This is a genomic window from Saccharopolyspora antimicrobica, assembly GCF_003635025.1.
In the GTDB taxonomy this organism is placed as follows: domain Bacteria; phylum Actinomycetota; class Actinomycetes; order Mycobacteriales; family Pseudonocardiaceae; genus Saccharopolyspora; species Saccharopolyspora antimicrobica.
This window is the reverse complement of sequence record NZ_RBXX01000002.1, coordinates 1,706,485-1,731,177: the sequence shown is the minus strand read 5'-3', so window position 1 is coordinate 1,731,177 and position 24,693 is coordinate 1,706,485. Positions and strand designations below refer to the sequence as shown.

Annotated in this window: 22 protein-coding genes; 12 read left to right on the top strand and 10 right to left on the bottom strand. The window is 68.7% G+C overall.

What is annotated here, in order from left to right:
* Positions 1–208: 208 nt before the first annotated feature.
* Together ATL45_RS39960 and ATL45_RS08590 are read left to right on the top strand one after the other, a co-directional pair.
* Complete coding sequence (locus ATL45_RS39960) at positions 209–1,264, top strand: MDR family NADP-dependent oxidoreductase (RefSeq protein WP_093152716.1); 1,056 nt, start codon at positions 209–211, stop codon at positions 1,262–1,264.
* 124 nt (positions 1,265–1,388) lie between these two features.
* Positions 1,389–2,537 carry an ABC transporter substrate-binding protein gene (locus tag ATL45_RS08590; RefSeq protein ID WP_093152719.1) on the top strand — a complete coding sequence of 383 codons (1,149 nt, stop codon included), beginning with the start codon at positions 1,389–1,391 and terminating at the stop codon, positions 2,535–2,537.
* Between the two features lie 19 nt (positions 2,538–2,556).
* On the opposite strand, the gene ATL45_RS08585 is transcribed toward ATL45_RS08590, so the two are convergent.
* The 4 genes from ATL45_RS08585 to ATL45_RS08570 all read right to left on the bottom strand — a co-directional run bounded on the left by ATL45_RS08585 (position 2,557) and on the right by ATL45_RS08570 (position 4,790).
* Entirely contained in the window at positions 2,557–3,210 is a 654-nt protein-coding gene (locus tag ATL45_RS08585) for a hypothetical protein (protein WP_093152722.1), read from the bottom strand.
* Between the two features lie 194 nt (positions 3,211–3,404).
* Positions 3,405–3,602 carry a DUF397 domain-containing protein gene (locus tag ATL45_RS08580; RefSeq protein ID WP_093152724.1) on the bottom strand — a complete coding sequence of 66 codons (198 nt, stop codon included), beginning with the start codon at positions 3,600–3,602 and terminating at the stop codon, positions 3,405–3,407.
* Between the two features lie 73 nt (positions 3,603–3,675).
* On the bottom strand, positions 3,676–3,888 hold the full coding sequence (locus ATL45_RS08575) for a DUF397 domain-containing protein (RefSeq protein ID WP_093152726.1): 213 nt from the start codon (positions 3,886–3,888) through the stop codon (positions 3,676–3,678).
* Positions 3,889–3,908: 20 nt separating this feature from the next.
* Positions 3,909–4,790 carry a helix-turn-helix domain-containing protein gene (locus tag ATL45_RS08570; protein WP_211841195.1) on the bottom strand — a complete coding sequence of 294 codons (882 nt, stop codon included), beginning with the start codon at positions 4,788–4,790 and terminating at the stop codon, positions 3,909–3,911.
* A 145-nt stretch (positions 4,791–4,935) separates the two neighbouring features.
* Here ATL45_RS08570 and ATL45_RS08565 point away from each other — a divergent pair, with 145 nt between their 5' ends.
* A complete protein-coding gene (locus tag ATL45_RS08565; protein ID WP_246025235.1) occupies positions 4,936–5,145 on the top strand; it encodes an HC3 family zinc finger protein in 210 nt (69 codons plus the stop codon).
* A 102-nt stretch (positions 5,146–5,247) separates the two neighbouring features.
* Complete coding sequence (locus tag ATL45_RS08560) at positions 5,248–5,502, top strand: hypothetical protein (RefSeq protein WP_093152730.1); 255 nt, start codon at positions 5,248–5,250, stop codon at positions 5,500–5,502.
* 122 nt (positions 5,503–5,624) lie between these two features.
* On the opposite strand, the gene sigJ is transcribed toward ATL45_RS08560, so the two are convergent.
* Complete coding sequence (sigJ, locus tag ATL45_RS08555) at positions 5,625–6,512, bottom strand: RNA polymerase sigma factor SigJ (RefSeq protein ID WP_093152732.1); 888 nt, start codon at positions 6,510–6,512, stop codon at positions 5,625–5,627.
* Positions 6,513–6,659: 147 nt separating this feature from the next.
* Here sigJ and ATL45_RS08550 point away from each other — a divergent pair, with 147 nt between their 5' ends.
* Positions 6,660–7,157: a carboxymuconolactone decarboxylase family protein gene (locus tag ATL45_RS08550; RefSeq protein WP_093152735.1), complete on the top strand. Its 498-nt coding sequence runs from the start codon at positions 6,660–6,662 to the stop codon at positions 7,155–7,157.
* An 80-nt stretch (positions 7,158–7,237) separates the two neighbouring features.
* Here ATL45_RS08550 and ATL45_RS08545 read toward each other — a convergent pair whose 3' ends face one another.
* Both ATL45_RS08545 and ATL45_RS08540 read right to left on the bottom strand, forming a co-directional pair.
* Positions 7,238–7,807 (bottom strand): dihydrofolate reductase family protein, encoded by a 570-nt coding sequence (locus ATL45_RS08545; protein ID WP_093152738.1) that lies wholly within the window; start codon positions 7,805–7,807, stop codon positions 7,238–7,240.
* Positions 7,795–8,628 (bottom strand): metalloregulator ArsR/SmtB family transcription factor, encoded by an 834-nt coding sequence (locus ATL45_RS08540; protein ID WP_093152741.1) that lies wholly within the window; start codon positions 8,626–8,628, stop codon positions 7,795–7,797. The genes ATL45_RS08545 and ATL45_RS08540 overlap by 13 nt, the downstream gene beginning before the upstream one ends.
* A gap of 124 nt (positions 8,629–8,752) precedes the next feature.
* Here ATL45_RS08540 and ATL45_RS08535 point away from each other — a divergent pair, with 124 nt between their 5' ends.
* From ATL45_RS08535 to ATL45_RS08520, 4 genes are all read left to right on the top strand, one after another.
* The gene (locus tag ATL45_RS08535; protein ID WP_093152743.1) at positions 8,753–9,418 is read left to right on the top strand and encodes a type IV toxin-antitoxin system AbiEi family antitoxin domain-containing protein; all 666 of its coding nucleotides are present in this window, start codon (positions 8,753–8,755) and stop codon (positions 9,416–9,418) included.
* A 42-nt stretch (positions 9,419–9,460) separates the two neighbouring features.
* Positions 9,461–10,366, top strand: coding sequence for a nucleotidyl transferase AbiEii/AbiGii toxin family protein (locus ATL45_RS08530; protein ID WP_170210201.1), 906 nt, complete (start codon positions 9,461–9,463; stop codon positions 10,364–10,366).
* A 338-nt stretch (positions 10,367–10,704) separates the two neighbouring features.
* On the top strand, positions 10,705–13,398 hold the full coding sequence (locus tag ATL45_RS08525) for an SCO1167/SCO6262 family helicase (protein WP_093153424.1): 2,694 nt from the start codon (positions 10,705–10,707) through the stop codon (positions 13,396–13,398).
* A 1-nt stretch (position 13,399) separates the two neighbouring features.
* Positions 13,400–14,236 carry an SWIM zinc finger family protein gene (locus tag ATL45_RS08520; RefSeq protein WP_093152748.1) on the top strand — a complete coding sequence of 279 codons (837 nt, stop codon included), beginning with the start codon at positions 13,400–13,402 and terminating at the stop codon, positions 14,234–14,236.
* Positions 14,237–14,303: 67 nt separating this feature from the next.
* Here ATL45_RS08520 and ATL45_RS08515 read toward each other — a convergent pair whose 3' ends face one another.
* Positions 14,304–16,337, bottom strand: coding sequence for a YhgE/Pip family protein (locus ATL45_RS08515; protein ID WP_093152751.1), 2,034 nt, complete (start codon positions 16,335–16,337; stop codon positions 14,304–14,306).
* Between the two features lie 5 nt (positions 16,338–16,342).
* Positions 16,343–19,069 (bottom strand): MMPL family transporter, encoded by a 2,727-nt coding sequence (locus ATL45_RS08510; RefSeq protein ID WP_093152753.1) that lies wholly within the window; start codon positions 19,067–19,069, stop codon positions 16,343–16,345.
* A 162-nt stretch (positions 19,070–19,231) separates the two neighbouring features.
* Between ATL45_RS08510 and ATL45_RS08505 the strand changes: the two genes are divergently transcribed.
* Positions 19,232–19,879 carry a TetR/AcrR family transcriptional regulator gene (locus tag ATL45_RS08505; protein WP_093152756.1) on the top strand — a complete coding sequence of 216 codons (648 nt, stop codon included), beginning with the start codon at positions 19,232–19,234 and terminating at the stop codon, positions 19,877–19,879.
* Between the two features lie 198 nt (positions 19,880–20,077).
* Here ATL45_RS08505 and ATL45_RS08500 read toward each other — a convergent pair whose 3' ends face one another.
* Positions 20,078–20,728 (bottom strand): DUF3800 domain-containing protein, encoded by a 651-nt coding sequence (locus ATL45_RS08500; protein WP_211841194.1) that lies wholly within the window; start codon positions 20,726–20,728, stop codon positions 20,078–20,080.
* Between the two features lie 298 nt (positions 20,729–21,026).
* On the opposite strand from ATL45_RS08500, the gene ATL45_RS08495 reads away from it, so the two are divergent.
* Positions 21,027–22,850 carry a DEAD/DEAH box helicase gene (locus ATL45_RS08495; RefSeq protein WP_246025232.1) on the top strand — a complete coding sequence of 608 codons (1,824 nt, stop codon included), beginning with the start codon at positions 21,027–21,029 and terminating at the stop codon, positions 22,848–22,850.
* Positions 22,851–22,966: 116 nt separating this feature from the next.
* Positions 22,967–24,550: a serine/threonine-protein kinase gene (locus ATL45_RS08490; protein WP_093152761.1), complete on the top strand. Its 1,584-nt coding sequence runs from the start codon at positions 22,967–22,969 to the stop codon at positions 24,548–24,550.
* Positions 24,551–24,693: the final 143 nt, after the last annotated feature.

Sequence of the window (24,693 nt, the reverse complement as noted above, 5' to 3'; positions counted from 1 at the left end):
CGGCTAAGTCGTTTGTGGACACTCGCCCGGGCGGAACGGGAACTCGGTCGGGTAGCGTGCAGTTTCTCCCGTGGTTGTGCGGTTTCTCGCTCATTAGGCTTCGGCAGCGTCACAACGTGATTCGTGTTCCTCGGTGCCGCGGGAACACGAGGAATCGACGGCTGCCGGCCTCGTCCGGTGCCGCGTCCGGGTGAGGAGAGGGACCGGAGTGAAGATCGAGAAGTGGGTCATCCGGGAGCACGTCGAGGGCGTGCCGGACGTGGACCGGATCTACGAGAAAGTGGTGGAGGACGTCGAGATCGACCTCGCCGACGACGAGATGCTGCTCGAGACCAAGTACGTCTCCGTCGAGGCCTACCTGCAGGGCATCACCCTGAACTTGCAGGTGGGGGAGACGGCGGGCGCGGATTCGATCATGGAGGTCGTCCAGGCCGGTCCGCGTGCGCGGTTCGCAGCGGGTGATCTCGTGCAGGGCTGGGGTGGCTGGCGCAGCCACCTGGTCAGCACCGGCGCGGGCGGGCCGTTGTGGGAGGGCAGGTTCCCGCTGGTCGTGCCGCCCTTCCGCAAGCTGGACCCGCGGCACTACGACGACGTGCTCCCGCTCTCGACGGCTCTGGGAGTCATGGGCGGCACCGGCATGACGGCGTGGGGCACCATGACGAAGTTCCTGACGGTGGAACCCGGCGACACGGTGCTGATCAGCGGTGCTTCCGGCAGCATCGGGACGCTGGTCGGCCAGCTCGCCAAGCGCGCGGGCGCCCGCGTCGTCGGCACGACCACCTCGCCGGAGAAGAAGTCCCACATGAGCGAGCTCGGCTTCGACGCGGTGCTCGAATACCGGCACGGCGATCCCGTGGACGAGGTGCGCGCCGCCATCAGGGCCGCGGCACCGGACGGCGTCGACAAGTACTTCGACAACCTCGGCGGAGCTGTCACCGATGCCGCGTTCACCTGCCTGAACCTGCACAGCCAGGTCGCGGTGTGCTGGCAGTGGTCGAACCAGGTCTGCGGCGACGACGTCGGGCCGCGCCTGCTGCAGCACATCTTGTACCCGCAGACCACCATCCGCGGCATCTACGTCCTGGAGTGGTTCACCGAGCCGAACTGGAACGCCCTGCACGAGGAGCTCGGCGGCCTGATCCGGCGCGGGGAGATCCGCTACGACCAGACCGTCCACCACGGCATCGACGCGATCCCGGCCGCCTACCAGAGCATCTTCACCAGCAGCTCGGGCAACCGCGGCAAGGTGCTGGTGGAGCTCTGAAGCGCGGAACCGCTCCGCCCGTGACGCGGCGTCGTTCACCCGGACGAACTGGCCGGTCGTGCGGGGTGACCGGGCGGAAGTCATGGTGTGGACCGTGTCCGGTTCGCGCGGAGGGTGAAGAAGCATGCGGTCCACGCTCACGGTCGGAGCGGTCGTCGCGCGCAGCGGGCGGCTGTCCGAGCTCGGCAGCCCGCTGCTGTTCGTGATGGACCTGCTCGCGCCGAAGCTGCGCCGCATCGGTGGGCGCGAGGTGCGATTGGTGAGCAGGGACAGCCGTTCCGAGCCGGTGCGGGCGCGGGAGGCGACCTGCGAGCTGATCCGCGACGAGCACGCCGACGTGGTCTTGACGCTGGCCGGTACCCGGGTGCTCCCGGCGGTGGCCGGCACGTGCGAGGAGATGGCGACCCCGTGCATTTCGAGCACGTTCCCGTGGCAGGTCTACTACTACGGTCGCGGCGCGACCGATGAGCGCCCGTTCCGGTGGACGTACCACTTCTGCTGGGGCATCGACGACATCGCGGATACCTTCGCGGAGATGTGGGAGATGCTCGGCAGCGAACAGCGGATCGGCTGCATGTGGAACGACGGTCCGCAGGGTTCCTGGACCCGCGACCGGTTCGTCCCGACCGCGGTCGAGCGCGGTCACGAAGTCATCGCCCCCGCCGGGTACCGGGAGCCCGCGGCCGATTTCCACCGGCACATCACGGAATTCCTGGCCGGGGACGCGCAGATCGTCACGAGCACCGCGACGAGCGCGGACCTGGCGCTGTTCCACGAGCAGGCGGTGCAGCGCGGTCTGCGGCCCCGGCTGATCACCTGCTCGCGATGGCTCGCCTACCCGTTCCAGGGCTCGTTGGTCGACGCGAAGGTGGCCACGATCGTCTACTGGACGCCCCGCCACCCGCACCGCTCCTCGCTCGACGGGATGCGTGCAAGCGAGCTGGCCGAGGCCTACGAGCAGCGCACGGGTCGGCAGTGGCTCCAGCCGCTGGGGCTGGCGTACGCGCTGTTCGAGGTGGCTGCGCACTGCCTGTCCAGCGCCGATGACCCGACCGATCCGGGGTCGGTGGCCGCGGCGATCGGCTCCGCCCGCCTGGAGACGATCGCCGGGACGCTGGACTGGACGCGCGGCCCGGTTCCCAACATCGCGACCGTTCCGCTGGTCGGCGGGCAGTGGCAGCCGAGCGGCCGCCATCCCCACGACCTGGCGATCGTGAGCAACGCGCGCCTGCCCGACCTCCCGCTGGACGCCGACCTGGAACCCTTGAGCTAGCGGATCCCGGGCCGAGCGGTCAGGCGCGTGAGCGGACCAGTGCGATCGCGGCCCACACCAGCCAGGCGGTACCGCCGAAGCGGACGACGGGCAGCAGGTAGCTGAACCCGAAGACCAGGAGCATGAGGGTGGCGGCGAAACCGGCGGCGGCGATGGCCAACCCGGTCGTGGCGCAGGCGCGCGGCAGCAGCCTGTTCCCGCGGACGGCCAGGCAGGTGCCCGCCGCGAGGAGTGCGAAGGACACCGCGTAGCCGAGACCGCCGGCGAGGAAGGAAAGATCCGCCAAGGCGCGGGCCAGCGCCGCGGGTGACTGCTCCGGAAGCCGACCGAGCGTCCAGGCGAGCGCGGCGCTGGACGCCAGTGCGGCGGTGGCCAGCAATCCACCGGCGAAGGCCGTCGCGGCTCCGGCGGCGGACTGCTCCCGCCGAACCAGCCGCGCCAGGAACGCGGCGATCGGCACCATGAGCACGGCGGCCGCGACCAGCAGGAAGACGCCCAGATCGATCGCTGTGCCGTGGTCGTGCACGTAGTAGCGCAGGAGATCGTCGCCGGATGCGCTGGGCTGCGGCGTGGAGCTGTTGGCGACGACGTAGGCGACGGTGAGCACGGCGTAGGCGAGCGTGGCGGCGAGCAGCGGGACGGAGCCCCGGAGCGAAGGAGCGGGTGCGGACATGACGTCTCCTGGATCGTCGGCGGAAGTCTTCGCGTCAGCCCGCTCGGAAACCCGGGCCCGGACGCGGAGAAATGATCAGCCGACAGGAGACCTCAGCGCGTCATCGCCAGCACTGATCCGCGCGTACGCAGCACTGCGTACGCCGCGAACGTCCCGGTACGCCGCACCCAAACCAGCAACGGCAACGCCACTGGTCAGGGCAGGTCGAAGCGCTGACCCTTGATAGCGCCGAGGAAAGCCGACCAAGACCGCCGATCGAAGGCTAACGTTCCGCCATCTCGATCCTTCGTGTCCCGCACTCCGACGATGCCAGCACCACCGCCGACCTCGACGCACATCCCGCCATTGCCGTTGCTGCGGCTGGACTTGCGCCAGCGTGTGATGCCGTCCATCGCTCACCTCTCTGGATCGATCAGCTTCAGCGCGCGAGCCGCTTCCGAGATGGAGTCACGTTGAGTTCGTCAGTCAGCGCGGGTCGTGCTTCCCGGTCTTCACGTCGCAGAGGAATGCAGCCCAAGCTTCGGCGGTGAACGGGAGAACAGGGCTGGCGGAGCCGAGCTTGCTGTCCTTCACGCCCGCAGCGCCCGGAACGTGGGCCACCATGACGCATGCGCCCCCGCCCCCGTGGCTTCGACTGCTCTTCTTCCAGTGCGCCTGGGTGAAGTCCGGGGTTAACATGCGGCGCTCCCTCGCTGTGCTTACAACTCCCGAGCGAGCCGGTTCAGGAAGGTGATCGATTCCCTCTGGCTCAACGCCTTGGACCGCAAGGCGCTGAAGTTCAGGGTATACACCTCAACCTCCGTTGGATCCTCCATGTAGACGCTACCCGTGAGGTGCTCCGCGAAAGCCACGTCGGGATCTTCCCGGTCGGGGAAGGACAGCACGATGAACGGAAGTCCGAGTGCGGGGATCGCGCCGGCGCTGTACGGCAGGACCTGGACCGTCACGTTGGGCAGCTTGGCGCTGACCACGAGGTGCTTGAGCTGTTCGCGCATGACCTCGGGGCCGCCGATCAGCTGACGCAGCGCCGACTCGTGGATGACAGTCCGCACCGCGAGCGGGTTCGTGTCGTGCAGGCGTGCCTGCCGTTGGGCGCGAAGATCGGTGCGCTCCTTCATGACGACGTCGTCAGACTGCGGTATCCACGCCCGCATGAGTTCGGCGGCGTAGCGCTCGGTTTGCAGCAACCCGGGAATCAGTTCGCCGGAGAACTCGTGCACCTCGGCGGCCTCGGATTCCAGCCCGATGTATTCCTCGAAGTTCGATGCCAGCACGTCCTGGCCGTAGCGCTGCCACCAGCCCTTCTGCCTGGCTTGCAGTGCGAGCGCGACGTACTGGTCTCGTTCGGCGTCGGGAACGCCGTAGACCGCTGCGAGTGCGAGAACTTCCGCCGGTCCCGCGGATTTCTCAGCGTTCTCGAACCTGCTGAGCTTCGGCTTCGACCAGTCCAGTGCGGCCGCGACGTCTTCCTGGCGGAGCCCGGCTTCCGCGCGCCAACGCCGGATGCCGCGGGTGAGCCTCCGCAGTCGCACCGTCGGGCTGATCCGCTCTTCCACCAGTTCCTCCTTCGCCTGTTTCACCAGTTGGATCTTGGCAGCCGCGGGAACTCCCAGGTAGTCGCTCTTTCGCGTGTAGTCATGGACCTTTCGAGTAACGGAGATTGCGTATGTGGAAATTCCACGAGACGTTGCTTTCAGTTTCCCGACCTCGGCGTGGAGGAAGATCGTGGAGTACCTGACCTACATCTGGCGTCCGGTCACCGGTGGGCGTCACGCATTTCCCATCGCGGCGCGGAAAGCTCCGGCAGGGGCGGCCGTCACCGCCTACTGCGGTGCCGAGGCCGACGCGGCCCAGCTGCACGACCGCACCGAGGTGGACTGGGTTCGGGAGAAGTCCTGCATGGAGTGCTGGCGCATCCTCGCCGACCCGTCCTGATGGCGCGGGGTGAGTGGCGACTTCACGCGAAATCGTCGCTCCGCCCGCCTGACCGATGCCGACTTCGCGCGAAATCGCCAACCCGACACGGAAGGTTCCGTCATGTTCTGGCTTCACCTGAGCGCGCTCGTGCTGATCAACGTTCTGATCGCGGCGCTGATCGTCAGCTCTACCTCGCTGCGGCTGCCGCTGCTCTCCCGCGCGCAGCACGCGGGAGCGGGCGAGGGCGCCTACAACGTCTGGGACCTCATCGCTCACGTCGAAGCCGAGCGGGCGCGGGAGATACCGAGGACACCGCAGTTCCCGGAGCACGATCCGGATGACGCGCCCACGGGCCGCCACCACCTGCGTACTTGACCACTGAACCGCCCCGAGCCGGGCTGGTGCGGCTGCCTCCCCGACCACTGCACCAGCCCACCCCGGTGGCCGGGCGCGTTGCCCCCTCCCGCCCGCGCCCGGCCACCGGCCCACTCCGCGACTCAGCTCGCTCCGTCCTGCCAGTGGCGGAGCTTCTCCGGGTTGCGCACCGCCCAGATGTGCTTGATCAGCTCGCCTTCGACGTCGAACGCCGCCACCATCACGATGACGCCGTCGTACCGGCTCACCAGGCCTGGGCGACCGTTGACGGTGGTCTCCGCGAGGTTCAGCGCTGTTGCTCGGCTGGCCAGTTCGACCAGGTAGCGCGCGATCTGCTCACCGCCTTCGATCGGGTGCGGCGCGGCCGGGACCAGGCCGCCGCCGTCGCCGATCATCGTGGCGGCCGGGTCGAGCAGGCCGATCAGCGCGCTGATGTCGTTTGTCCGCCAGGCCCGCTTGAAGGAGCTGACGACGTCGGCGTGCTGGGGCGTCGGTGCCATCGGCGCACGTGATGTGCGGATTCGGCGGCGGGCCGAGGTGGCCAGCTGGCGGCATGCCGCGGGCGTGCGGCCGACGATCTCGGCCACCTCGGAGAAGCGGTAGCCGAACACGTCGTGCAGGACGAAGGCGACGCGCTCGGCCGGGGTCATCGCCTCCAGCACGACCAGGAAGGCCATGCTGACCGACTCGTCGAGGGTGATCCGGTCGGCCGGGTCGTCGAGCTCCGACCGATCGGGCAGCGGCTCGGGAACCCATTCGCCCACGTAGCGCTCGCGCCGGGCCCGCGCCGAGCCGAGCAGGTCCAGGCAGATGCGGCCGGTGACGGTCGTCAGCCAGGCTCCGGGGGACTCGATGGTTTCCCGCTGCTGCCGGGACAGGGCGTACCAGCGGGCGCAGGCCTCCTGCACGACGTCCTCGGCATCGGTCAGCGAACCGAGGAGCCGGTAGGCGATGTTGATCAGCTGGTGGCGTTCCTGGACGATCACGTGCAATCCCGGATCGGTGTTCACGGTGCCGCCGTCTCCCTCGGTCGTGCCTGCTCTCACCGACTTCGACGAATCACCGCGTCGAACTGTGACTTCCGCGCCCCGCCTCACACTCCGCCGGGCTGCGTCGTCGAGCTCCTCGGAACACCCGAGACCGAGAAGGGAAACGACATGACCACGACCGAGCAGAACGGGATCGAGTCGCGACTGCCCGACCCCTTGCAGTTCTTCCCCGAACTGGGCGAGATCGCCGGTGCCATGGTCAAGGCGAGCCGGAACGGTTCCGTCCCGCAGAGCACCGTCAGCCTGGTGCAGCTGCGCGCCGGGCAGGTCGTCGGCAGCACGTACCACACCGTCCGGCAGGCAGACGTCATGCGCAAGGCCGGGGAGACGGAGGAGCGCATCACCGCCGTGGCGTCCTGGCAGGACGCGCCCTACTTCACCGCTGCCGAACGGGTCGCGCTGGAGCTCGTGGAGGCGGTCTTCACCCCGAACCACCTGGCCGAGCGCGTTCCCGACGAGCTGTTCGCCCGGGCGGCCGCCCACTACGACGACAAGGCGCTCTGGACCCTGGTCCTGGCGATCTCGCAGATCTGCTTCTTCATCCCCGTCGGCCTCATCGCCAAGCCGATTCCGGGAATGCCGCTGGGCAAGAACTACAGCAGGTGAGCCGATCGCGAAAAGCGCTGCGGTGAGCGGGGAACAGCGGGCGGAAGCTGCAGGGTGGGGCAGCTTCCGCCCGCTGTGCGCTACTCGGCGGCTGGGGCCGGGCGGTAGCAGAGGCGGACCACGCCGGAGGGGAAGGTCGTGGTGTTGGTGAGCTGGAGGCGGATCGGGCCGAGTTCGTCGAAGATGCGGGGGCCGGTTCCCCACAGGTAGGGGCTGACGTTGAACCAGAACTCGTCGACCAGGTCGAGGGCGATGAGGTCCCGGGTCAGCTCGCCTGCGCACGGGACGATCAGGTTGCCGTGGTGGTCTTCCTTGAGGCGGCGGATGTTCTCGGCCAGGTCGCCTTCGAGGAGGGTGGCGTTCCAGTCCAGCGGTGCGGTCAGCGAGCGGGACGCGACGTACTTGGGCATGCCGTTCATCCGGGCCGCGTAGGCCTCGAAACCGGGGACGTTCGCGAGCTGGGGCCAGGCCGCGGACAGGCCTTCGTAGGTCTTGCGGCCGAGCACCATGGCATCTGCGGCCTGCCACATCTCCAGCCCGGCCTGCATGCTGTCCGGGTCGGTGACCAGCCAGCCGCCGTGCGGCTCGGGGGCCGGGGCTTCGAAGGCGCCGTTGACGGTCGTGCCGACGTTGATGATCAGTCGTCCCACGTGGTGCTCCTGGTGTTGTGCGAGATGGTGGCCGCGAGCTTGTCGAGGCTCTGGCCGAAGCCGAGCTCGATCCCTGCGATGAAGTCGGCGGATTCGACGGTGCTGTCGGTGATCCGCCAGCTGACGTCCAGTGCGGTGCCGCTGTCGGTGGCCCGGATGCCCAGGTCGACGTGCGCGGTGAAGGCGACGCTGCCGTCGGGCAGCAGCGGGGAGTGCCGGTAGGTGAGGTGCTCACCGGGGTGGACGGCTTCGACGACTCCCTCCGCGCGACCGGCGACCTGGTCCGCGCTGTCGGTGTCCTCGACGTCGCGGTACTCGTGGACGATCCGCCCGCCCGGCCGCGCCTCGAAGACGAGCTCGGAGACGCGCAGGTCGTCGGGCGTCCACCAGTGCGCGAGCAGCGCCGGGTCGGTCAGGTGCCGCCAGACCAGATCGGGATTGCCGGTCAGCGACCGGTGGAAGCTGAACGAGCGGCCGTCGGCCCACCCCGGCTCCCCGGCGGCGCGCCGCTCCTGGTCGAGGCTGGATCCGTAGTGGTCGTAGGTCGCGCCGGCGCGGTCCGCGGTGTCGGCGAGCCGGTTCAGCTCGATCGCCAGGTCGCGCAGCGGGCCGGGCCGGAGCGCGTAGACGCGGCGCTGGCCGGTGCGCTGGGAGGTGACTACACCGGCGCGCTCGAGGGTCTGGAGGTGCTTGGTCGTCTGCGGCTGGCGCGCCTCGGCGAGCTGGGCCAGGACGCCGACCGAGCGCGGCCGCTCGGCCAGCAGGCTCACGAGCCGCCAACGGGCCGGGTCGGCCAGCGCGGTGAGGATGGGTGCGTCCATGGGGGAGAAGTATTCTCCGATACGAATGTTCGTGTCAAGGAATATCTCAAGGCTACCAATTCGGAACAGCGAAAACTACATTCAGTTGTAGTTTTCGCTGTGATCCAGGTGTAGTTTTCGTTGTATGCGTATGGTACAAGCGATCACTTCACTAGGGGCCTACACGGCTGGGCAGTGGGGTCTGGTGACCGCAGCACAGGCCAAGGGCGCTGGGGTGGACAGCGTGACCCTGCTGCGTCTGGTGGACGCAGGGCTGTTGGTGAGGGTTCGGCACGGTGTCTATCAACTCGCGGTCAGTGAGGAGTCCGCGCATCTCGCCGAGAAGGCGGCGTGGCTGGCGCTGAGGCCTGCCGTGGCCGGCTGGGTGCGTCCCAAGCTGGACCCGGATGGCGGTGTGGTCTCCCACAGGTCAGCGGCGCTGCTGCAAGGCCTGGGTGATCTGGTGTCCGAGCGAATCGAGATCACGGTGCCCCGGCGCAGGGCGACCCGCGACAGCGAGGTCAAGCTGCGTGGTCGCCCGCTCGATGAGGACGAGGTCACGCGGGTGGACGGCCTGCCTGTCACCACGGTCGAGCGCACTGTGATCGATCTGCTGAACGACCGCGTCGACGCGAGTCACATGGGGCAGATCATCCACGAGGCCAACAGGCGGGACCGGCTCGATCTGGATGTGCTGGCGGAGAAGGTGGGCTGTTTCTCCCGCCGCTACGGGGTGACTGGACGAGACGGGCATGCCCTGATCGAGCACCTGCTGTCCGCAGTGCAGGATGGGCGCGCTCGGGCACGCTGATCAGGAGTGCGTGGAGAAAGCCGAGCAGGGGAAGGAGGATTGGTGAACAAGTACGGCAGTCCCCACGCGCTTCAGAAGGCCGTTGGTGACCGGGCTCGACGGCTGGCCCGGGAGCACGGCGTCACTTCCACGGAGCTGGTGAACCGGTTCTTCCTGCAGCGCCTGCTGGCCCGAGTGTTCCGCGACGATACGGAAGGTTGGTTGCTCAAGGGCGGACAGGCGCTGCTCGTGCGCTATCAAGGCGCCCGGCATTCCCGGGATATCGACCTGTTGTTTCGTGATGACGATCGTGGTCTGAGTCAAGCTCTGGAAGCGTTGAGGCGAGCAGCGGCGAGCGATCTGGGAGATCACGTCAGTTTCGAGTTCGTCGATTCCACCGACCAGATCCAGGGTCGCCCATCTCGCAAGGTGCGGTTCGCCGCCATGGTCGGTCTGAAGGAGATGACCACGGTCAGCGTCGATCTGGTGGTCGGCCTGGCGCCGTTGGGAGAACCCGTCGCCCAGCGGCTGCGGCCGGTTCTCGGGATCGAGTTCGACGAACATGTTCAGGTGCGGCTCTATCCGCTGACCGATCACATCGCTGACAAGATCTGCGCCATGTACGAGCGCCACCGGGGTCGACCCTCCAGTCGCGTGAAGGATCTCGTGGACCTGGTCGTGATCGCGCTCAGGGAAGAGGTCGACGGACTGAGCGCCCAGCTGGCGATCCGCCGCGAAGTTGCTCGCCGTCAGCACAGCGGGACTGACATCGAGCTGCCCGAGGCTTTCACCGTGCCCGATCCTGCCTCCTGGGCCAAGGGATATCGCAGCGAGGCTCGGACCGTGGTCGGCCTGGAGCAGTACCGGACGCTGGGACAGGCGCAACCGTTGGCTGAACTGTTCATCTCTCCGCTGTTGGTCGAAACCGTGCCAGGGCGATGGCATCCCGGCACGCTGAGCTGGAACTGATTCGGCGTTTCCCCCCTCTGTAGACATATTTCTAAGCGAAGCAGCTGCTGGGCAGGGTGTTCCGGGGTCGGTCAGCTGGCCGTGATGGTTGTCAGGTCGTTGTGCGGGGAGGGGTGCTGGGGACCGAGCTGAACAGGATGCGCACTGCTTGCTCCGGTTGTGGGGGCGATGGGACTGCATCCCATCGCGCCCCGGACGTCCGGGGCGCGATGCTCCCGTGCAGATCTGCTCGGAAAACGGGCATGTTCTCGCTGGTCAAAGCAACTGCCGGCCGGTCGGTGCGGTTTACGGTACGGTGTACGGTCGACGGTGTGGAGGTGCAGGTGGGGCAGTGCGCGATGGTGTTCGAGCCCGGCGGCGTGCCGCGTGCGGGGACGTTCTTCCTTCACGATCCGGGCGGCGGTTCCGAGGTTGACGCGTCCGCTGAAGCGGTGGTGACCCTGCTCGAAAACGGCGAGGTCGTCGCGCGGCGGGCACCTGGTCGGCGGGTTCCGGTGGCCGAGGCGTTGCCGCTGCTGGTTTCGCAGCACGGGCATCCTTCGGCGGCGTTCTGGGGCGCGGCCGCGCGGCTTGCGCTGCACATGGTGGCGCGCGGGCGGGTGCTGCCCGGGGTTCATCCGAGCGGTGCCGATGCGTGGCGGATGGGGCCGTTCGACGTCGTCGACGTCGAGCGGTTGCGGGCGTTGGCCGCTGCCGCTCCGGCCAGTGCGCGGTCGATTCCGCTGGATCCGGAGGCGGATCAGCTGGTTCTGCCCGATGCCGAGGAGTTGTTGCGCGAGTTCTTCGACGCCGTCGCCGACGTGTTGCCGCGCGTGGCAGGCGCATCGGTGCCGTACGCCGGGCAGGAGATCGTCGCGGTCGGGGAGTTCCGGGAATGGGCGCAGCAGGTCGCCGCGGGTGTTGATGCGGGGTTGCGCGTCAGCTTGCGGCTGGAGCTGCGCGGTGATCCCGCGACGGTGCCGTTCATCGCCGTTGTCCGGCTGCGCGATCTCGCCGATCCGACGCGGGTGGTCGACGCCGAGGCGTTGTGGGCGGGGGAGTCGCACGGCTTCGATGATCGCGCGACGTTCGAGGCGATGCGGGCACTGCGGCGGGCCGCCGGTGCGTGGTCGCCGCTGGAAAGCCTGCTGGCCGAAGCCAAACCCGTCGAGCTGGAGCTGGTCGACGAGGACGTGGTGGACCTGCTCGGCGGCGGTGAAGATCGGCTGGTCGCGATGGGCGTCGACGTCGAGTGGCCGCCGGAGGTCTCGCGCGAGCTCAACGCCCGCGTTTCGGTGTCCGCGCCCGGTGAGCGGCCGGACGACGTCGCGGCCTTCCTGCGGGATTCCGGGCCGTTGCCGATGTCGTGGGAGCTGACCCTCGGCGGCGAACCGCTGACCGACGACGAGATGGATCAGGTGGCCAAGTCGCGTCCGGTCGTCCGGCTGCGCGATCAATGGGTGCTGATCCCGCCCGAGCTGGCGCGCAAGGCGCGGGAACGCGCGTTGCCGCCGGTCCCGGCGTATTCGGGGCTGGGCGCCGTGCTGATCGGCAGCGTGGTGGTCGACGACGTGCGCGTCGAGGCCGTCGGGGCGGGCTGGCTCGGTGAACTGGCCGACCGCATCGCCGATCCCGATGACGGGCCGGAACCGCTGGGGCAGCCGCCGGAGCTCGCCGCGACGCTGCGCGACTACCAGCAGCGCGGGCTGCGCTGGCTGGAGCGGATGACGTCGCTGGGGTTCGGCGGCTGCCTGGCCGACGACATGGGGCTGGGCAAGACGATCATGCTGATCTCGCTGCACCTGCGGCGGGCGGCGGGACCGACGCTGGTGGTGTGCCCGGCGTCGCTGCTGGGCAACTGGGAGCGCGAGATCGCGAAGTTCGCGCCGGGCACGCCGGTTCGCCGCTTCCACGGCTCGCAGCGCTCGTTGGCCGACAGCGGTTTCGTGCTCACCACCTACGGCACGATGCGCGTCGACGCGGCGGAGCTGGCCGCGCACCGCTGGGGAATGGTCGTCGCCGACGAGGCACAGCACGTCAAGAACCGCACGAGCGGCACGGCGAAGGCGCTGCGCGAGATCCCGGCGGAGGTCCGGGTGGCGATGACCGGCACACCGGTGGAGAACGATCTTGGCGAACTGTGGGCGATCCTGGACTGGACGACGCCCGGGCTGCTCGGCCGGATGCGTGAGTTCCGCGCCGGCTGGGGGCGGGCGGTGGAGGAGGATCGCGACGCCCCGACCGCGCAGCGGTTGTCCCGGCTGGTGCGGCCGTTCCTGCTGCGGCGCCGCAAGAGCGATCCGGGCATCGCACCGGAACTGCCGCCCAAGACCGAGACCGACCACCTGGTTCCGCTCACCGCCGAGCAGGCCGACCTGTACCAGCAAGTGGTCCGGGAGGTGATGGCCGAGATCCGCGGCAGCACGACCGAGATCGCACGGCGCGGCCTCGTGCTCAAGCTGCTGGTGGGCCTCAAGCAGGTGTGCAACCACCCGGCGCACTACCGCAAGGAAGGCGTGGCCTCGGCTGCTCGCTCGGTGAAGTTGCAGGCCCTGGACGAACTGCTCGGCACCATCGTCGCCGAAGACGGTGCGGTGCTCGTCTTCACGCAGTACGTGCAGATGGCCCGGTTGCTGGAGAAGCACTTGGCCGACCTCGGCATACCGGCGCAGCTGCTGCACGGCGGCACGCCGGTGGCGCAGCGCGACGAGATGGTGCGCCGGTTCCAGGCCGGTCAGGTGCCGGTTTTCCTGCTCTCGCTCAAGGCGGCGGGCACCGGGCTGAACCTGACCCGGGCCGACCACGTGATCCACTACGACCGCTGGTGGAACCCCGCCGTCGAGGAGCAGGCCACCGACCGGGCGCACCGGATCGGCCAGCGCAAACCCGTGCAGGTGCACCGGTTGATCGCGCAGGGCACGGTGGAGGAGCGCATCGCGGAACTGCTGGCGCACAAGCAGGAACTGGCCGACGCGATCATCGGCGGTGAGGCGGCGCTGAGCGAGCTCTCAGACGCCGAGCTGCACCGCCTGGTGGAACTGAGGAGCGCTTGAGATGACCTGGGACGACGAACCGGTGCGCGCGCTGACCTTCCCGGCCTTCCCGCCCGGGAAGCGGTACGGCAAGAAGTTCGCCGACACCTGGTGGGGCAACGCGTGGATCGAGGCGATGGAGCGCACCGCCCTCGACCCGGAGCAGCTGAAGAAGGGCCGCAGGTACGCCTTCGCCGGGCAGGTCGGCGCGATCACGGTCAGCCCCGGGCGGATCACCGCGCCGGTGCACGACGGCGATCCCGACGAGCCGCACCGCACCGAAGTGCACCTCGCCGAGCTGCCCGGAGCGCGCTGGGACCGGTTCCTGGACGAGGTGGCGGGCCGCGCCGGGCACATCGCCGCGCTGCTGGAACGGGACATGCCGGTCGAGCTGGCCGACACCGCCGAGGCCGTCGGCGCGCGGCTGCTGCCCGGCTACGGCGACCTCGAACCGGAATGCGACTGCCCGGGCTGGGACAGCCCGTGCAAGCACGCGGCGGCGCTGGCCTACCAGGTTTCCTGGTTGCTGGACAGGGATCCGTTCGTCCTGCTGCTGTTGCGCGGCCGCGCCGAGGACGAGCTGACCGATGAACTGCACCGCCGCAATGCGCGGCACGGCGCGGAGGCCGAGGAAGGCGGGACGGGAACTCCGGCTGCCGCTGCGTGGGCGGCCCCGGCGCTCCCGCTGCCGGAGGCGCCCGGCCCGGTGTTGGCCGCGCCGCTGGACTTGGCGCCGCTGCTGGCGGACGTCGAGATCGAAGCGCCGGTCGACAACACGGCATTGACCGCGTTGGCCGTCGGCGCGGCGGAGCGCGCTCGGAACCTGTTGTCCGATGTGGACGCTATGGCTGCTCGGTAGCCCGCCTCAGCCGACCAGCGGGTCGTGAGTGCGCAACAGCGCTCGAGCACCGTTGCGCACTCACGACTCACCAGGCCGGGCGGGTGCGGCGGAGTTGCTTGGCCGGGACCACCCGGGCCCGGTCCACCGCCAGCACGCTGACCAGGACGCCGGCGACCAGCCAGGCCACCAGCTGGAGAGCGCCGCTGGTCGCTCCGCCCGCTCCCGTCACGATCGCGGACAGGGCCTGGACCGCGCCGTGGGTGGGCAGGAAGGCGCTCGTGCTCTGGAGGAACCCGGGGATCGTCGAGACCACTCCGGTGGCCGCGGCCAGCACCAGGACGGCGATGGCGACGATGCGGCCGGTGTTGCCGAGCAGGGCGATCAGCGCCTGGTTGAGCGACACGAAGGCCAGCGCTGCCAACAGCGTCACGCCGGCGAAGGCCGCCCAGGAACCGAAGCCCAGCCCCAGGAACGGGGCCAGCGCCGCGCTGACCACGACCGCTCCGATCGCCGCGATCAGCGTTCCGGGCAGCAGCGAGCCGAGGACCAGCCGCCAGGTGGAGCGGCGCGAGCTCGCCGCGTTCTCCGGAACCGCCCTGGTCACCGCGTAGATGCCGAGTGCGGCCGTCCAGAACGCGACGGCGATCAGCAGCGCGATCAGCGACTTGCCGAAGCCGGGCAGGTCGGACTGCAGCGCGGCCGGGCTGGCCGCCACCGTCTTGAGGTGCGCGCGCTCCGCGTCGGTGTAGTTGGGCAGCTTCTCGGCCGCCGGGCCGATCTGGTCGGCGAACTGGCGGTTGCCGTCCGCGACCTGCTCGGCACCGGAGACCAGCTGGCCCACCCCGCCGTCGAGCTCCTGGACGCCGCCGTTGAGCTCCTGCACACCGCCGTTGAGCTGGTTCAGGCCGCCGGAGAGCTGCTGCGCGCCATCGGCGAGCTGCGCGCCACCGTCGGCGAGCTGGCCGATCCCGCCGACCAGCTGACCGGAGGAGTCGGCGAGCATCCGGGTGCCCGCGGCGACCTGCTCGGAACCGTAGGCAAGGCCTTCGAAACCGTCGCGCGCCTGCTTCACCGGCGCCTGGATCTTCTCCTTGATGCCGTCGAGCGCGCCTTCGCGCTGGTTGATCTGGTCGATCTGGGCGCGCAGCCGGGTGCAGAAGTCCGAGGTCAGGCCTTCGGCCGGGCACTGCTCGGCGATCTGGGCGAGCCCGTCGAGCTTGGGGGAGTCGGGGATCAGGTCGGTCGCGGCCAGGATCTGGTCGGCGAGCGGGACGAACTGGTCGGCCATCGCGCGGTTGCCCGCGGCGACCTGCTCCGCGCCGTCCGCCAGCTGCCGGGTCTGCGCGGGCATCTGCGAGACCTGCTGGTGCAGCTGGTTCAGGCCGCCGGAGAGCTGCTGCGCGCCGTCGGCGAGCTGCGAACCGCCATTGGCCAGCTGCGGCACACCGCCCGCCAGTTCACCGACACCGCCGGAGAGCTGGCCGACGCCATCGGCCAGCTGACGCGTGCCGTCGGCGAGCTGCCCGCTGCCGTCGGCCAGCTGCCGCGCGCCGTCGACCGCGGTGCCCAGCTGCCCGTGCATCTCCGAGAAACCGCCGTAGAACCCGTCGAGCAGCATCTCCAGGATCTGCTGGTTGAACACCGAAACGCTCTGCCGCGCAGCGGATTCCACCGCGGCCGCATCGGCCGGGGCCGCCACCGGCGAGGTCCGCACCGTGATCCCGGCGCGGGTGGCGTCCAGCGGCTCACCGGTCATCACCGACGCGGTGTTGCGGGAGAACGCCTCGGGGATGGTCACCGCGGCGGCGTAGCGGCCGTCGGCCAGCCCCTCCTCGGCGTCCTCGGCGGCGGTGATCTGCCAGATGTAGCCGGAATCGGTGCTGTTGACCAGCTTCGCGGCCATCTCCCGGCCGAGCGGGGCCAGCTGCCCGTTGATCGTGGTCGGCTCGTCGGCGTTGACCACCGCGACCTTGGCGGCGCCGTGCTGGCTCATCGGCGCCCAGAAGGCCCAGGCCAGCACGCCGACGACGAGCACGGGGACCAGGGCCAGCCCGATCCAGGTGAGCCGTCCGACCGAACCCCCGGCGCGCCGGGTCGCTTGCGTGAACGGGTTCTTCATTGCCCTCACACCTCCTGGAGGCGGCCCGCGAGCACGCCCGGGCGCGCGGAGAGCCGCAGAACGTCGACCCGGTGCTCCGGCAGCAAGTCGGAGATGAGGCTCGGGTTCCGGTAGGTCACGACGAAGCCGACCGGCGTGCCGTCCGCAGTGGACGAACCGCGCAGCAGGGCGGCCAGCTGGCGGCGCTGTTCGGTGTCGGCGATGGCGTCGGCCTCGTCGAGCAGCACCAGGCGCACGCCTTCGGCGACGGCTTCCCGGATCTCGGCGGCAGGTTCGGCGCTGCTCCGGCACTGGATCAGCGCGGTGCGCGACCGCACCGCCCGCGACCGCTGCGGCAGCAGCAGCCCGGTCACCCGCAGATCGCCCTGCACGGTGCGGACCCGGCCGCCGAGCGCGTGCAGCAGCGCGGAGGCGTCCGAGCCGTCGCCCTCCACCGCGAGCACCCCACCGGGGCGCAGGTTGATCCGGACCCCGCCGACGACCTGGTCACCGCGGTCGTCGTGGATGCTCAGATCGCGGGCGCTGACCACCTCGTCGTTGCCCGGCCACTCGGCCAGGCGCAGCTCGTGCTGCAGCGCTTCGCCCTCCACGTCCAGCGCGGGCAGCCTGCGGGCCAGCCAGCGCGGCAGCCACCAGGCCTTGTCGCCGAGCAGCGCCATCACCGCGGGCACCAGCGTCATCCGGACCAGGAACGCGTCGACGAACACGCCGACCGCGAGCCCGAACGCGATGGGCTTGATGTTGGCGTCGCCGTGCGGGACGAACGCGGCGAACACCGAGATCATGATGACGGCGGCGGCCACCACCACCGGTGCGACGTTGGTGAAGCCGGACTCGATGGCCCGCTTCGCGTCGCCGTGGTGGGTGTACTCCTCGCGCATCCGGGAGACCAGGAAGACCTCGTAGTCCATGGCCAGCCCGAACAGGATCGCCATCAGCAGGATCGGCATGAAGCTGATGACCCCGCCGACGTGCGCCACGTTCAGCGGCCCGGCCAGGTGGCCCTGGTTGAACACGAACGCCACCGCGCCGAAGGTCGCGCCGACCGACAGCAGGTAGCCGAGCGCGGCCTTGACCGGCACCCACACCGACCGGAACACCATCGCCAGCAGCACCAGCGTCAGCCCGACCACGATGAGCGCGAACGGCAGCAGCGCGTCGAAGAGCTTCTCGGAGAGGTCGATGCCGATCGCGGTCACGCCGGTCACCGCGATGCCCGAGCCGTACTTCTCGGCGAAGTGCGGGCTCATCGCGCGCAGCCGGTGCACCAGGTCGGCGGTCTCGTCGGATTCGCCGCCGGTGGTCGGCACCACCTGGATGATGCCGGTGTCGATGGTCGGGTTCGGCGTGGCCATGGGCACCGCGGCGACTCCGGGCATCGCCCGGATCTCGTCGGCGATGCCGTTGACGTGCCCGAGCGGGTCGCTGCTGCCGATGATGTCGGTGGTGACCATCAGCGGGCTGTTGAACCCGGGGCCGAACTTCTCGGCGATGTGGTCGTAGGTGTCGCGCGCCGGGGTCCCGGCGGCCTGCGCGCTCGCGTCGGGCACCGACAGCTTCAGGTCCGCCATCGGCAGCGTGCACACGCCGAGGGCCGCGACGACCAGCGCGATCGTCACCAGCGGCGCCTTGGTGACCGCCCGGACCCAGGCCAGCGCGAACGAGCGGCGCTCGCGCCGCGGCTTGGCCGCCCGCCTGCGCCGCACCTTGACCGGCCGCAGCCGCTCGCCGGCGAAGCTGAGCAGCGCCGGGATCATGGTCAGCGACACCGCGACGCCGATCGCGATCGCGACGCCGGCCAGCACGCCCATCGTGGTCAGGAAGGTGATCCCGGGAACCGCCAGCGCCAGCAGCGCGATGATCACGGTGACGCCGGCGAAGATCACCGCCGAGCCCGCGGTGGCCACCGAGCGCGCGATGGACTCGGTGACGCCGACTCCGGCGGCGAGCTGCTCGCGGTGCCGGGACACGATGAACAGCGAGTAGTCGATGCCCACGGCCAGGCCCAGCATCACGCCGAGCATCGGCGCGGCCGAGGAGACCTCGGTGACCGCGGTGGTCAGCAGCACGATCGTCATCGACACGCCGACGCCGACGAGCGCGGTGACCAGCGGCATCACCGCGGCGATCAGCGAGCGCAGCAACAGCAGCAGCACCAGCAGCGCGACGACCACGCCGACGGCCTCGGTGGCGCCCAGCTCGGGCATGGCGTTGGCGAAGATGTCGCCGCCGACGTGCACCTCGGCGCCCGCGCCGAGCTGCTGCTCCAGCGCTGCAGCCTCGCCGAGCAGGTCGTTCTTGACCTGCTCCGGCACGTCCAGCGGCGGGAAGTCGAACTGCATGTTGATCAGGCCGGTGCTGCGGTCCTCGGAGACCTGGTTGCCCACCAGCTCGTCGAGCGGGCTCATCACCGCGTCCACGCCGTCCCACTGGGAGACGCGGTCGATGAGCCCCTCGAAGGCCTCCCTGACCTGCGGCGAGTCCACCTGCTGACCGGCGGGCGCGGTGAACACCAGCTGCGCGCGCGAACCGGTCATCTGCGGGAAGACGTTGTTGAGGTGGTCCAGCGCCTCCTGCGACTCGGCCCCGGGGATCTCGAGACTGGTCTCCATCCCCTGTTGCAGGAAGAACGCGCCGCCGCCCAGCGCTGCGAGCAGCGCGAGCCAGGCGACCAGCACCCATGCCCTGGCGCGGACCACGGCCCGCCCGAGTCGGTACAGCAAAGACGACAACCGGAACACTCCCGCAGCGAAGAAGTCGATACACGGCGCATGCGATACGCGATGCATGCGATACACGATGTATTCGATGCACACTGTATATTTCCCGAGATCACCGGCGCCGCCCTCGCAGCAGAACTGTGAGGCGAAACACTGAGCGGGAGACTCAAGGCCATGACCGATCAGCCGCAACGACGCGAAACACGTCGCCGCGCGGAGACCCGCCGACGGCTGATCGCCGCTGCCCGCGAGGTGTTCCTCGAGCACAGCATCCGGGACGCCCCGGTGGAGCTGATCTGCGAAGCGGCCGGCTTCAGCCGCGGGGCCTTCTACTCCAACTTCGAGACGAAGGAGGACCTGTTCCTCGCCGTCTACGAGGAGGAGATGACCGCCCGCATCGACCAGACCAGGCAGATCATCGAGAGAGCGGTGGCCCCCACCGGCGAGGACCGCTCGGTGCACGACGCGATCCTCCAGATCGGCGCGGCCTGCGCGGAGTCCCTGGTCGCGGACAAGACCTGGTACCTGCTGCTGACGGAGTTCCGAGCACACGCCCTCCGCAGCCCGCACCTGCGCCTCCGAGCGGGCGAATACCTGGTCCAGATCACCGAAGCGGTGGCGGAACTGATGCAGCACGCCCTCGACGAGCTGGACATGCAAGCGGACGTGGACACCCGAGACGCGGTGCGAGCCCTGATCGCGATCTACGACGCGGAGCTGGAACGAGCGGTCTTCAGCAACACCGACCCGAACATGGGCACGTTATTCACCGAGATCTTCCCCCGAGTCGCAGCTGCCCTCATCGTCCCGCGGCAGCCCTGACCGAGGTGTCGATCGGCTGGATGGCCCTGCCGTTGTCCTGCCTCGGCAGTAGCGGTGGCGACGGCCTGGTCGGCAGTCGGACGCAAAAGGGTGATGCTGCTCGCGCGTCGTTGACCAGCAACGATGTTCCAGGTTGAATGGCGGTAGGCCGGTGACAAGAGCCCCAGGGGGGCTCTCCCCCAAGGGGTAGCCGGCCTCTTACTTTCTCCAGGGCTCGAAGCAGCTCTGCAGCGAATCAACGATCATGCTCCAGTACTCCTCCTTGCCCTTCTCCAGCTTTCGCTGCACGGCCCATGCTGCGTAGTCGGCAACCTGCAGGCCCCATGAAGTGGGTGCCGGCCAGTGGCAGAGATGCACATCCCGGCCGTTGGGGCCCTGCACCTGGCACACGTCGTGAAGTGCCGACTCGAACGCCTTCTTTCGGGCGTTGGTGCCGAGAGTCGCGGCCACGACGAACAGGCGATCGCCCTTCGCTGCGACCAGAGGAGCTATGTACTTGAAGTGCAGGAACCAAGCCATCTTGTACAGGTAGACCTCGCCAGCTTCCTTGACGTGGTCGTACGCCTTCTGCTTGTCGAGCATCGTGGCGTCCAGTCGCCATCCCTGCCCCGCGATTAGTGCGTACACCTCTTTCCTCGTCGGGTGGCTGTCGTCGGTCGCGTGGAAGAAACCCTTCTTCAAGCCCACCCCGCGCGCGTGCAGTTCGGCGCGCAACTGCAGCGCTTCGTTGAGGGCTGTGCCGTGATCCCGGATTACTGCCGTAGCGATGCCGAAGAAGCGCGAAGCGCCTTCGTGCTGCTGGTAGTCAAGGTTGCCGGTCTCATCGGCATACATGAAGATGTCTGCCACGACTCTTCTCCGTCGATGACTCCGTCTCGGTGGACAGTGATCGGGACAGCCGCCTGTGTCGACGGCTGCTCTGGCGGTCACGAGCTACGCAAAGACCTGCTGCAGGTGACTCGTTGACGTGTTCCGGGTTGACGAGGCTTGCGGAGCAGAAGAAGTGCGAATCTGTTCGCGTCTCGATCGGCCAGACGTGCGGATCTTGGCACGCCTGCATACCTGAAGTCACGCCGCCAAAGGGTGATGAGGGTGCCAAGGCCAAGATTAAGCAGTACGAGGCAGATTGCGAGCGAGTTGCCGCCGCGTGGCGCGCCAGTGGGACGTCGTCAAGAAGCTCACCGCGCACGCCGCGACGCACGGCTCCGGGCATAACTACCTCGTGATGGCATCCGCCGGTTCCGGCAAGTCCAACACCATCGGCTGGCTGGCGCACCGGCTCTCCTCGCTGCACACACCCACCAATCCCGCCGAACTCGACCCGGACGCGCTGGCCAACGGGCTCAAACCGGGCGCCCCGGTGTTCGACAAGGTCATCATCATTACCGACCGGCGGAACCTGGATTCCCAGCTGCGCGAAACCGTCGGCAGCTTCGAGCAGACCGCCGGGCTCGTCGTGAAGATCGACGAGAAGTACGGCGCGAAATCCGAGCAGCTCGCCAAGGCGTTGTCGCAGGAAACCGGCAAGATCGTCACGGTCACCCTGCACACCTTCCCGGCGCTGCTGGACTACCTGCGACGCAACCCCACCGAGATCAAGGGCAGCCGGTTCGCGATCGTCGTGGACGAGGCACACTCGTCCCATTCCGGTGACGCCGCTTCCGATGTGCGCAAGGTCCTCCGGGGCCTCGGGCTCGACGCTGACGACGACTCCGGCGAGCCGGGAGCCGTCACGGCCGAAGCCGAGGACAGCACCGACGCGAAGCTGAAGAAGCGGGCGGAAGACCGCGGACAGAGCCCCAACCTGTCGTACTTCGCGTTCACCGCGACCCCCAAGGCCAAGACCCTGGAGAACTTCGGCGAACTCACCGAGCACGACGGCAAGGCCACCCACGTCCCGTTCCACACCTACTCGATGCGCCAGGCAATCGAGGAAGGCTTCATCCTCGACCCGCTGCACAGCTACGTCACCTACAACACGTACTGGAAGCTGGTCAACGAGAACCCCGACGACAAGGAAGTCGACCCCCGCAAGGCCAACCCACTGCTGGCCAGGGCGGCGCTCATGCACGCTTCCACCGTGGCCCGGCAAGCGCAGGTGATCGTCGAGCATTTCCGCATGCACACCGCGGGCCGCCTCGGTGGCCGGGCCAAGGCGATGGTCGTCACTGCCTCCCGGCTGGTCGAGAGCGAAATGCGGGCGTTCGCTGAAGCTTTCCTCGCCGCGGAGGAGAAGGCCGCCGGAAGCCCGGCGAAGTGGGCGAAGCTGCACGCCGAGCTGTACCGGCACACCGAGCCGGCGGTCGCGCGGTTCACCGAGCTCGCCGATCACGAGGACGAGGACGAGCAAGAGACCGCCGAGAACTTCCGCAGCGACCTCAACGACTACGTCCGCAAGTACGGGTTCCTCTCCCAGATCGTGCCCTACCACGACCCGGAACTGGAACAGCTCTACCTGTTCGGACGGCACCTGCTCAACCGGCTGCCCAGACGGCACGACGGCAGCACCGACATCGGCGACGTGGACCTCAGTCACCTCAAGGTGGAGAAGACCGGGGAACACGATCTCAGCCTGGTGCCGGAGGGACCAGCGCTGATGAAGGGCTTCGGGGACGGCGCGGCTGCCGCGCAGGAACCCGAGAAGTCGCTGCTGTCCGAGCTCATCGAGAAGTTCAACGAGAAGCACGGCACCGACCTCACCGAGAAGGACGCGCTGAAGCCGTTTGAGGAGGCCTATCGCGATCCGAAGGTGCGGCAGGCGGCGATGTCGAACGACGAGGAGAACTTCGGGATCGTCTTCGACCCCGTCTTCGAGGACAAGATGGCCGAGCACATCGACACCGTCGCCGACCTCGGACGGCAGTACTTCGCCTCGGACAAGACGTTCAGGAAGTCGTTGAACAGCACTCTCCGCAGCGCCGCGTGGCGGATGATCCGCCGGGAGGAAGGCGTCGGTGACGACCTGATCTGAACGCCGCAGGGCCGGGGGCCGGTGGGGCACCGGATCCCCGGTTTCGGTGGACGCGTGATCGCACAGACGGCACGATTGGTTGCCGAGAGTGACGGGATCGAGGGGGATGGCGGAAGGTGCAGGCGAACGCTGTCGGGGATCGCTACGAACTGATCGAGGAGATCAGTTCCGGGGGCATGGGGGCGATCTGGCGTGGTTTCGACTCCGTGCTGGACCGCGAGGTAGCAGTCAAGCTGATCCGGACTGATGCGATCGTCTCCGCCGGGCAGGCGGAGGAATTCGCCCTGCGTTTCCAGCGTGAGGCGCGGGTGACCGCGCGGATCCAGCACCACGGGGTGCCACAGGTCTACGACGCTGTCCTGGATGATTCGTTCGACCGGCTCTATCTGGTGATGGAGCTGGTCCATGGGCGTTCGCTGCGCGCGTTCATCGACCCTGAACGGCCACTCCCAGTCAGCTGGGCGGCTGCGTTCGGGGCGCAGATTTGCACGGTGCTGTCGCATGCCCACGCGGTGCCGGTGGTCCACCGCGATCTCAAACCCGACAACGTGCTGGTCACCGATGAGGGCATTGTGAAGGTGCTGGACTTCGGTATCGCCGCGATCCTGCGCACCGACGTAACCCGGATCACGGCGACCGGCACCCCGATCGGCACGAGCCAGTACATGTCGCCGGAGCAGGTCCAGGGCGGGACGATCGCGCCGCACAGCGATCTGTACGCGCTCGGCTGTGTGCTGTACGAGCTGATCTGCGGGCATCCTGTTTTCGACGGGGCTGCCGACTTCGACCGGATGAAACAGCATGTGTATGACGAGCCGGTGCCGTTGCGGCAGGTGCGTGCTGATGTCACGGAAGAGCTCGATTCGCTTGTGCTGGACTTGCTGGCCAAGATCCCTGAGCAGCGTCCCGCGGATGCGTACGAGGTCTACGAGCGGTTGCTGCCTTTCCTGCCGACACCCGGCTCCAGGCCGGATAGTGGCACCGCGGCACCTACGGGCGTGCCAGACCCGACGATGATGTTTCGTCGGCCGAATGCGCCGCGTCGACGTTATGTTGCGGAGCCGGTTCTCCAGAAGGCGGCCCCTGACCTGGTTGAGGCTCAACAGGCGCCGCGGACCGGTCTCCGCGAGTCGATCAAGGAAGCGCGGGAGCGTTCTGACGCGCTGGTGGAAGAGGCTCGTTACGCCCAGGCAGCCGAAATGCTCGAGAGCGTCATCGTGCCGGCGGGTGAGGTGCTGGGGCCTGAGAGTCGTCACGTCCTGTCGTTGCGACGACGGCGGGCGGCGATTCTCGTGGTCGGTGGCGACTACCGACTTGCGCTACCAGAATTCGACGCACTCGCAGCCGCCTTCACCCGTACCGAAGGAGCAGGCAGTGAGAGCGCGCTCGAATGCCTCCAGCAGGCCGCTTTGTGCCGTGCTGAGCTGGGCCAAGCCACAGTAGCGCTGCGGCAGTTCCAGGACGTGCAAGCTCGCCTTCGGGCGACTGACGGTGACGCGTCCCCGATGGCCTTGGAGGTCCGTCGGCTGATCGGAATGCTGCTGCTGTCGGAGGGCAAGGTTCAGGAAGCGTGGGACACCTTGCAGCCTCTCTATGACGACCTGTGCCTGGTTTGGGGCAAGGACGACGAGAGCGCGCAGGAGATCGGCGCGATCTTGGCCCGGATTCGCCTGGCGGAGGGGCCCGATGGACAGGATTGATCACTACCACAGGTCCTGAGCACGAAGACCACACTGCCCACGTGGTCGCCGTCTCGGGGTAACGAAATTGGCTGGTTCGCCGACCACATGTTCGGTGCTCTGCTTGGTGGAGTGCGTTGCCTAATCCGATTGCGAGTGCAATG

Excerpts from the sequence above, each read along its gene's own strand:
- ATL45_RS08590 (WP_093152719.1), top strand. The coding sequence starts at position 1,389 with ATGCGGTCCACGCTCACGGTCGGAGCGGTCGTCGCGCGCAGCGGGCGG.
- ATL45_RS08585 (WP_093152722.1), bottom strand. The coding sequence starts at position 3,210 with ATGTCCGCACCCGCTCCTTCGCTCCGGGGCTCCGTCCCGCTGCTCGCC.
- ATL45_RS08580 (WP_093152724.1), bottom strand. The coding sequence starts at position 3,602 with ATGGACGGCATCACACGCTGGCGCAAGTCCAGCCGCAGCAACGGCAAT.
- ATL45_RS08575 (WP_093152726.1), bottom strand. The coding sequence starts at position 3,888 with ATGTTAACCCCGGACTTCACCCAGGCGCACTGGAAGAAGAGCAGTCGA.
- ATL45_RS08560 (WP_093152730.1), top strand. The coding sequence starts at position 5,248 with ATGTTCTGGCTTCACCTGAGCGCGCTCGTGCTGATCAACGTTCTGATC.
- ATL45_RS08550 (WP_093152735.1), top strand. The coding sequence starts at position 6,660 with ATGACCACGACCGAGCAGAACGGGATCGAGTCGCGACTGCCCGACCCC.
- ATL45_RS08540 (WP_093152741.1), bottom strand. The coding sequence starts at position 8,628 with ATGGACGCACCCATCCTCACCGCGCTGGCCGACCCGGCCCGTTGGCGG.
- ATL45_RS08535 (WP_093152743.1), top strand. The coding sequence starts at position 8,753 with ATGCGTATGGTACAAGCGATCACTTCACTAGGGGCCTACACGGCTGGG.
- ATL45_RS08525 (WP_093153424.1), top strand. The coding sequence starts at position 10,705 with ATGGTGTTCGAGCCCGGCGGCGTGCCGCGTGCGGGGACGTTCTTCCTT.
- ATL45_RS08520 (WP_093152748.1), top strand. The coding sequence starts at position 13,400 with ATGACCTGGGACGACGAACCGGTGCGCGCGCTGACCTTCCCGGCCTTC.
- ATL45_RS08515 (WP_093152751.1), bottom strand. The coding sequence starts at position 16,337 with ATGAAGAACCCGTTCACGCAAGCGACCCGGCGCGCCGGGGGTTCGGTC.
- ATL45_RS08505 (WP_093152756.1), top strand. The coding sequence starts at position 19,232 with ATGACCGATCAGCCGCAACGACGCGAAACACGTCGCCGCGCGGAGACC.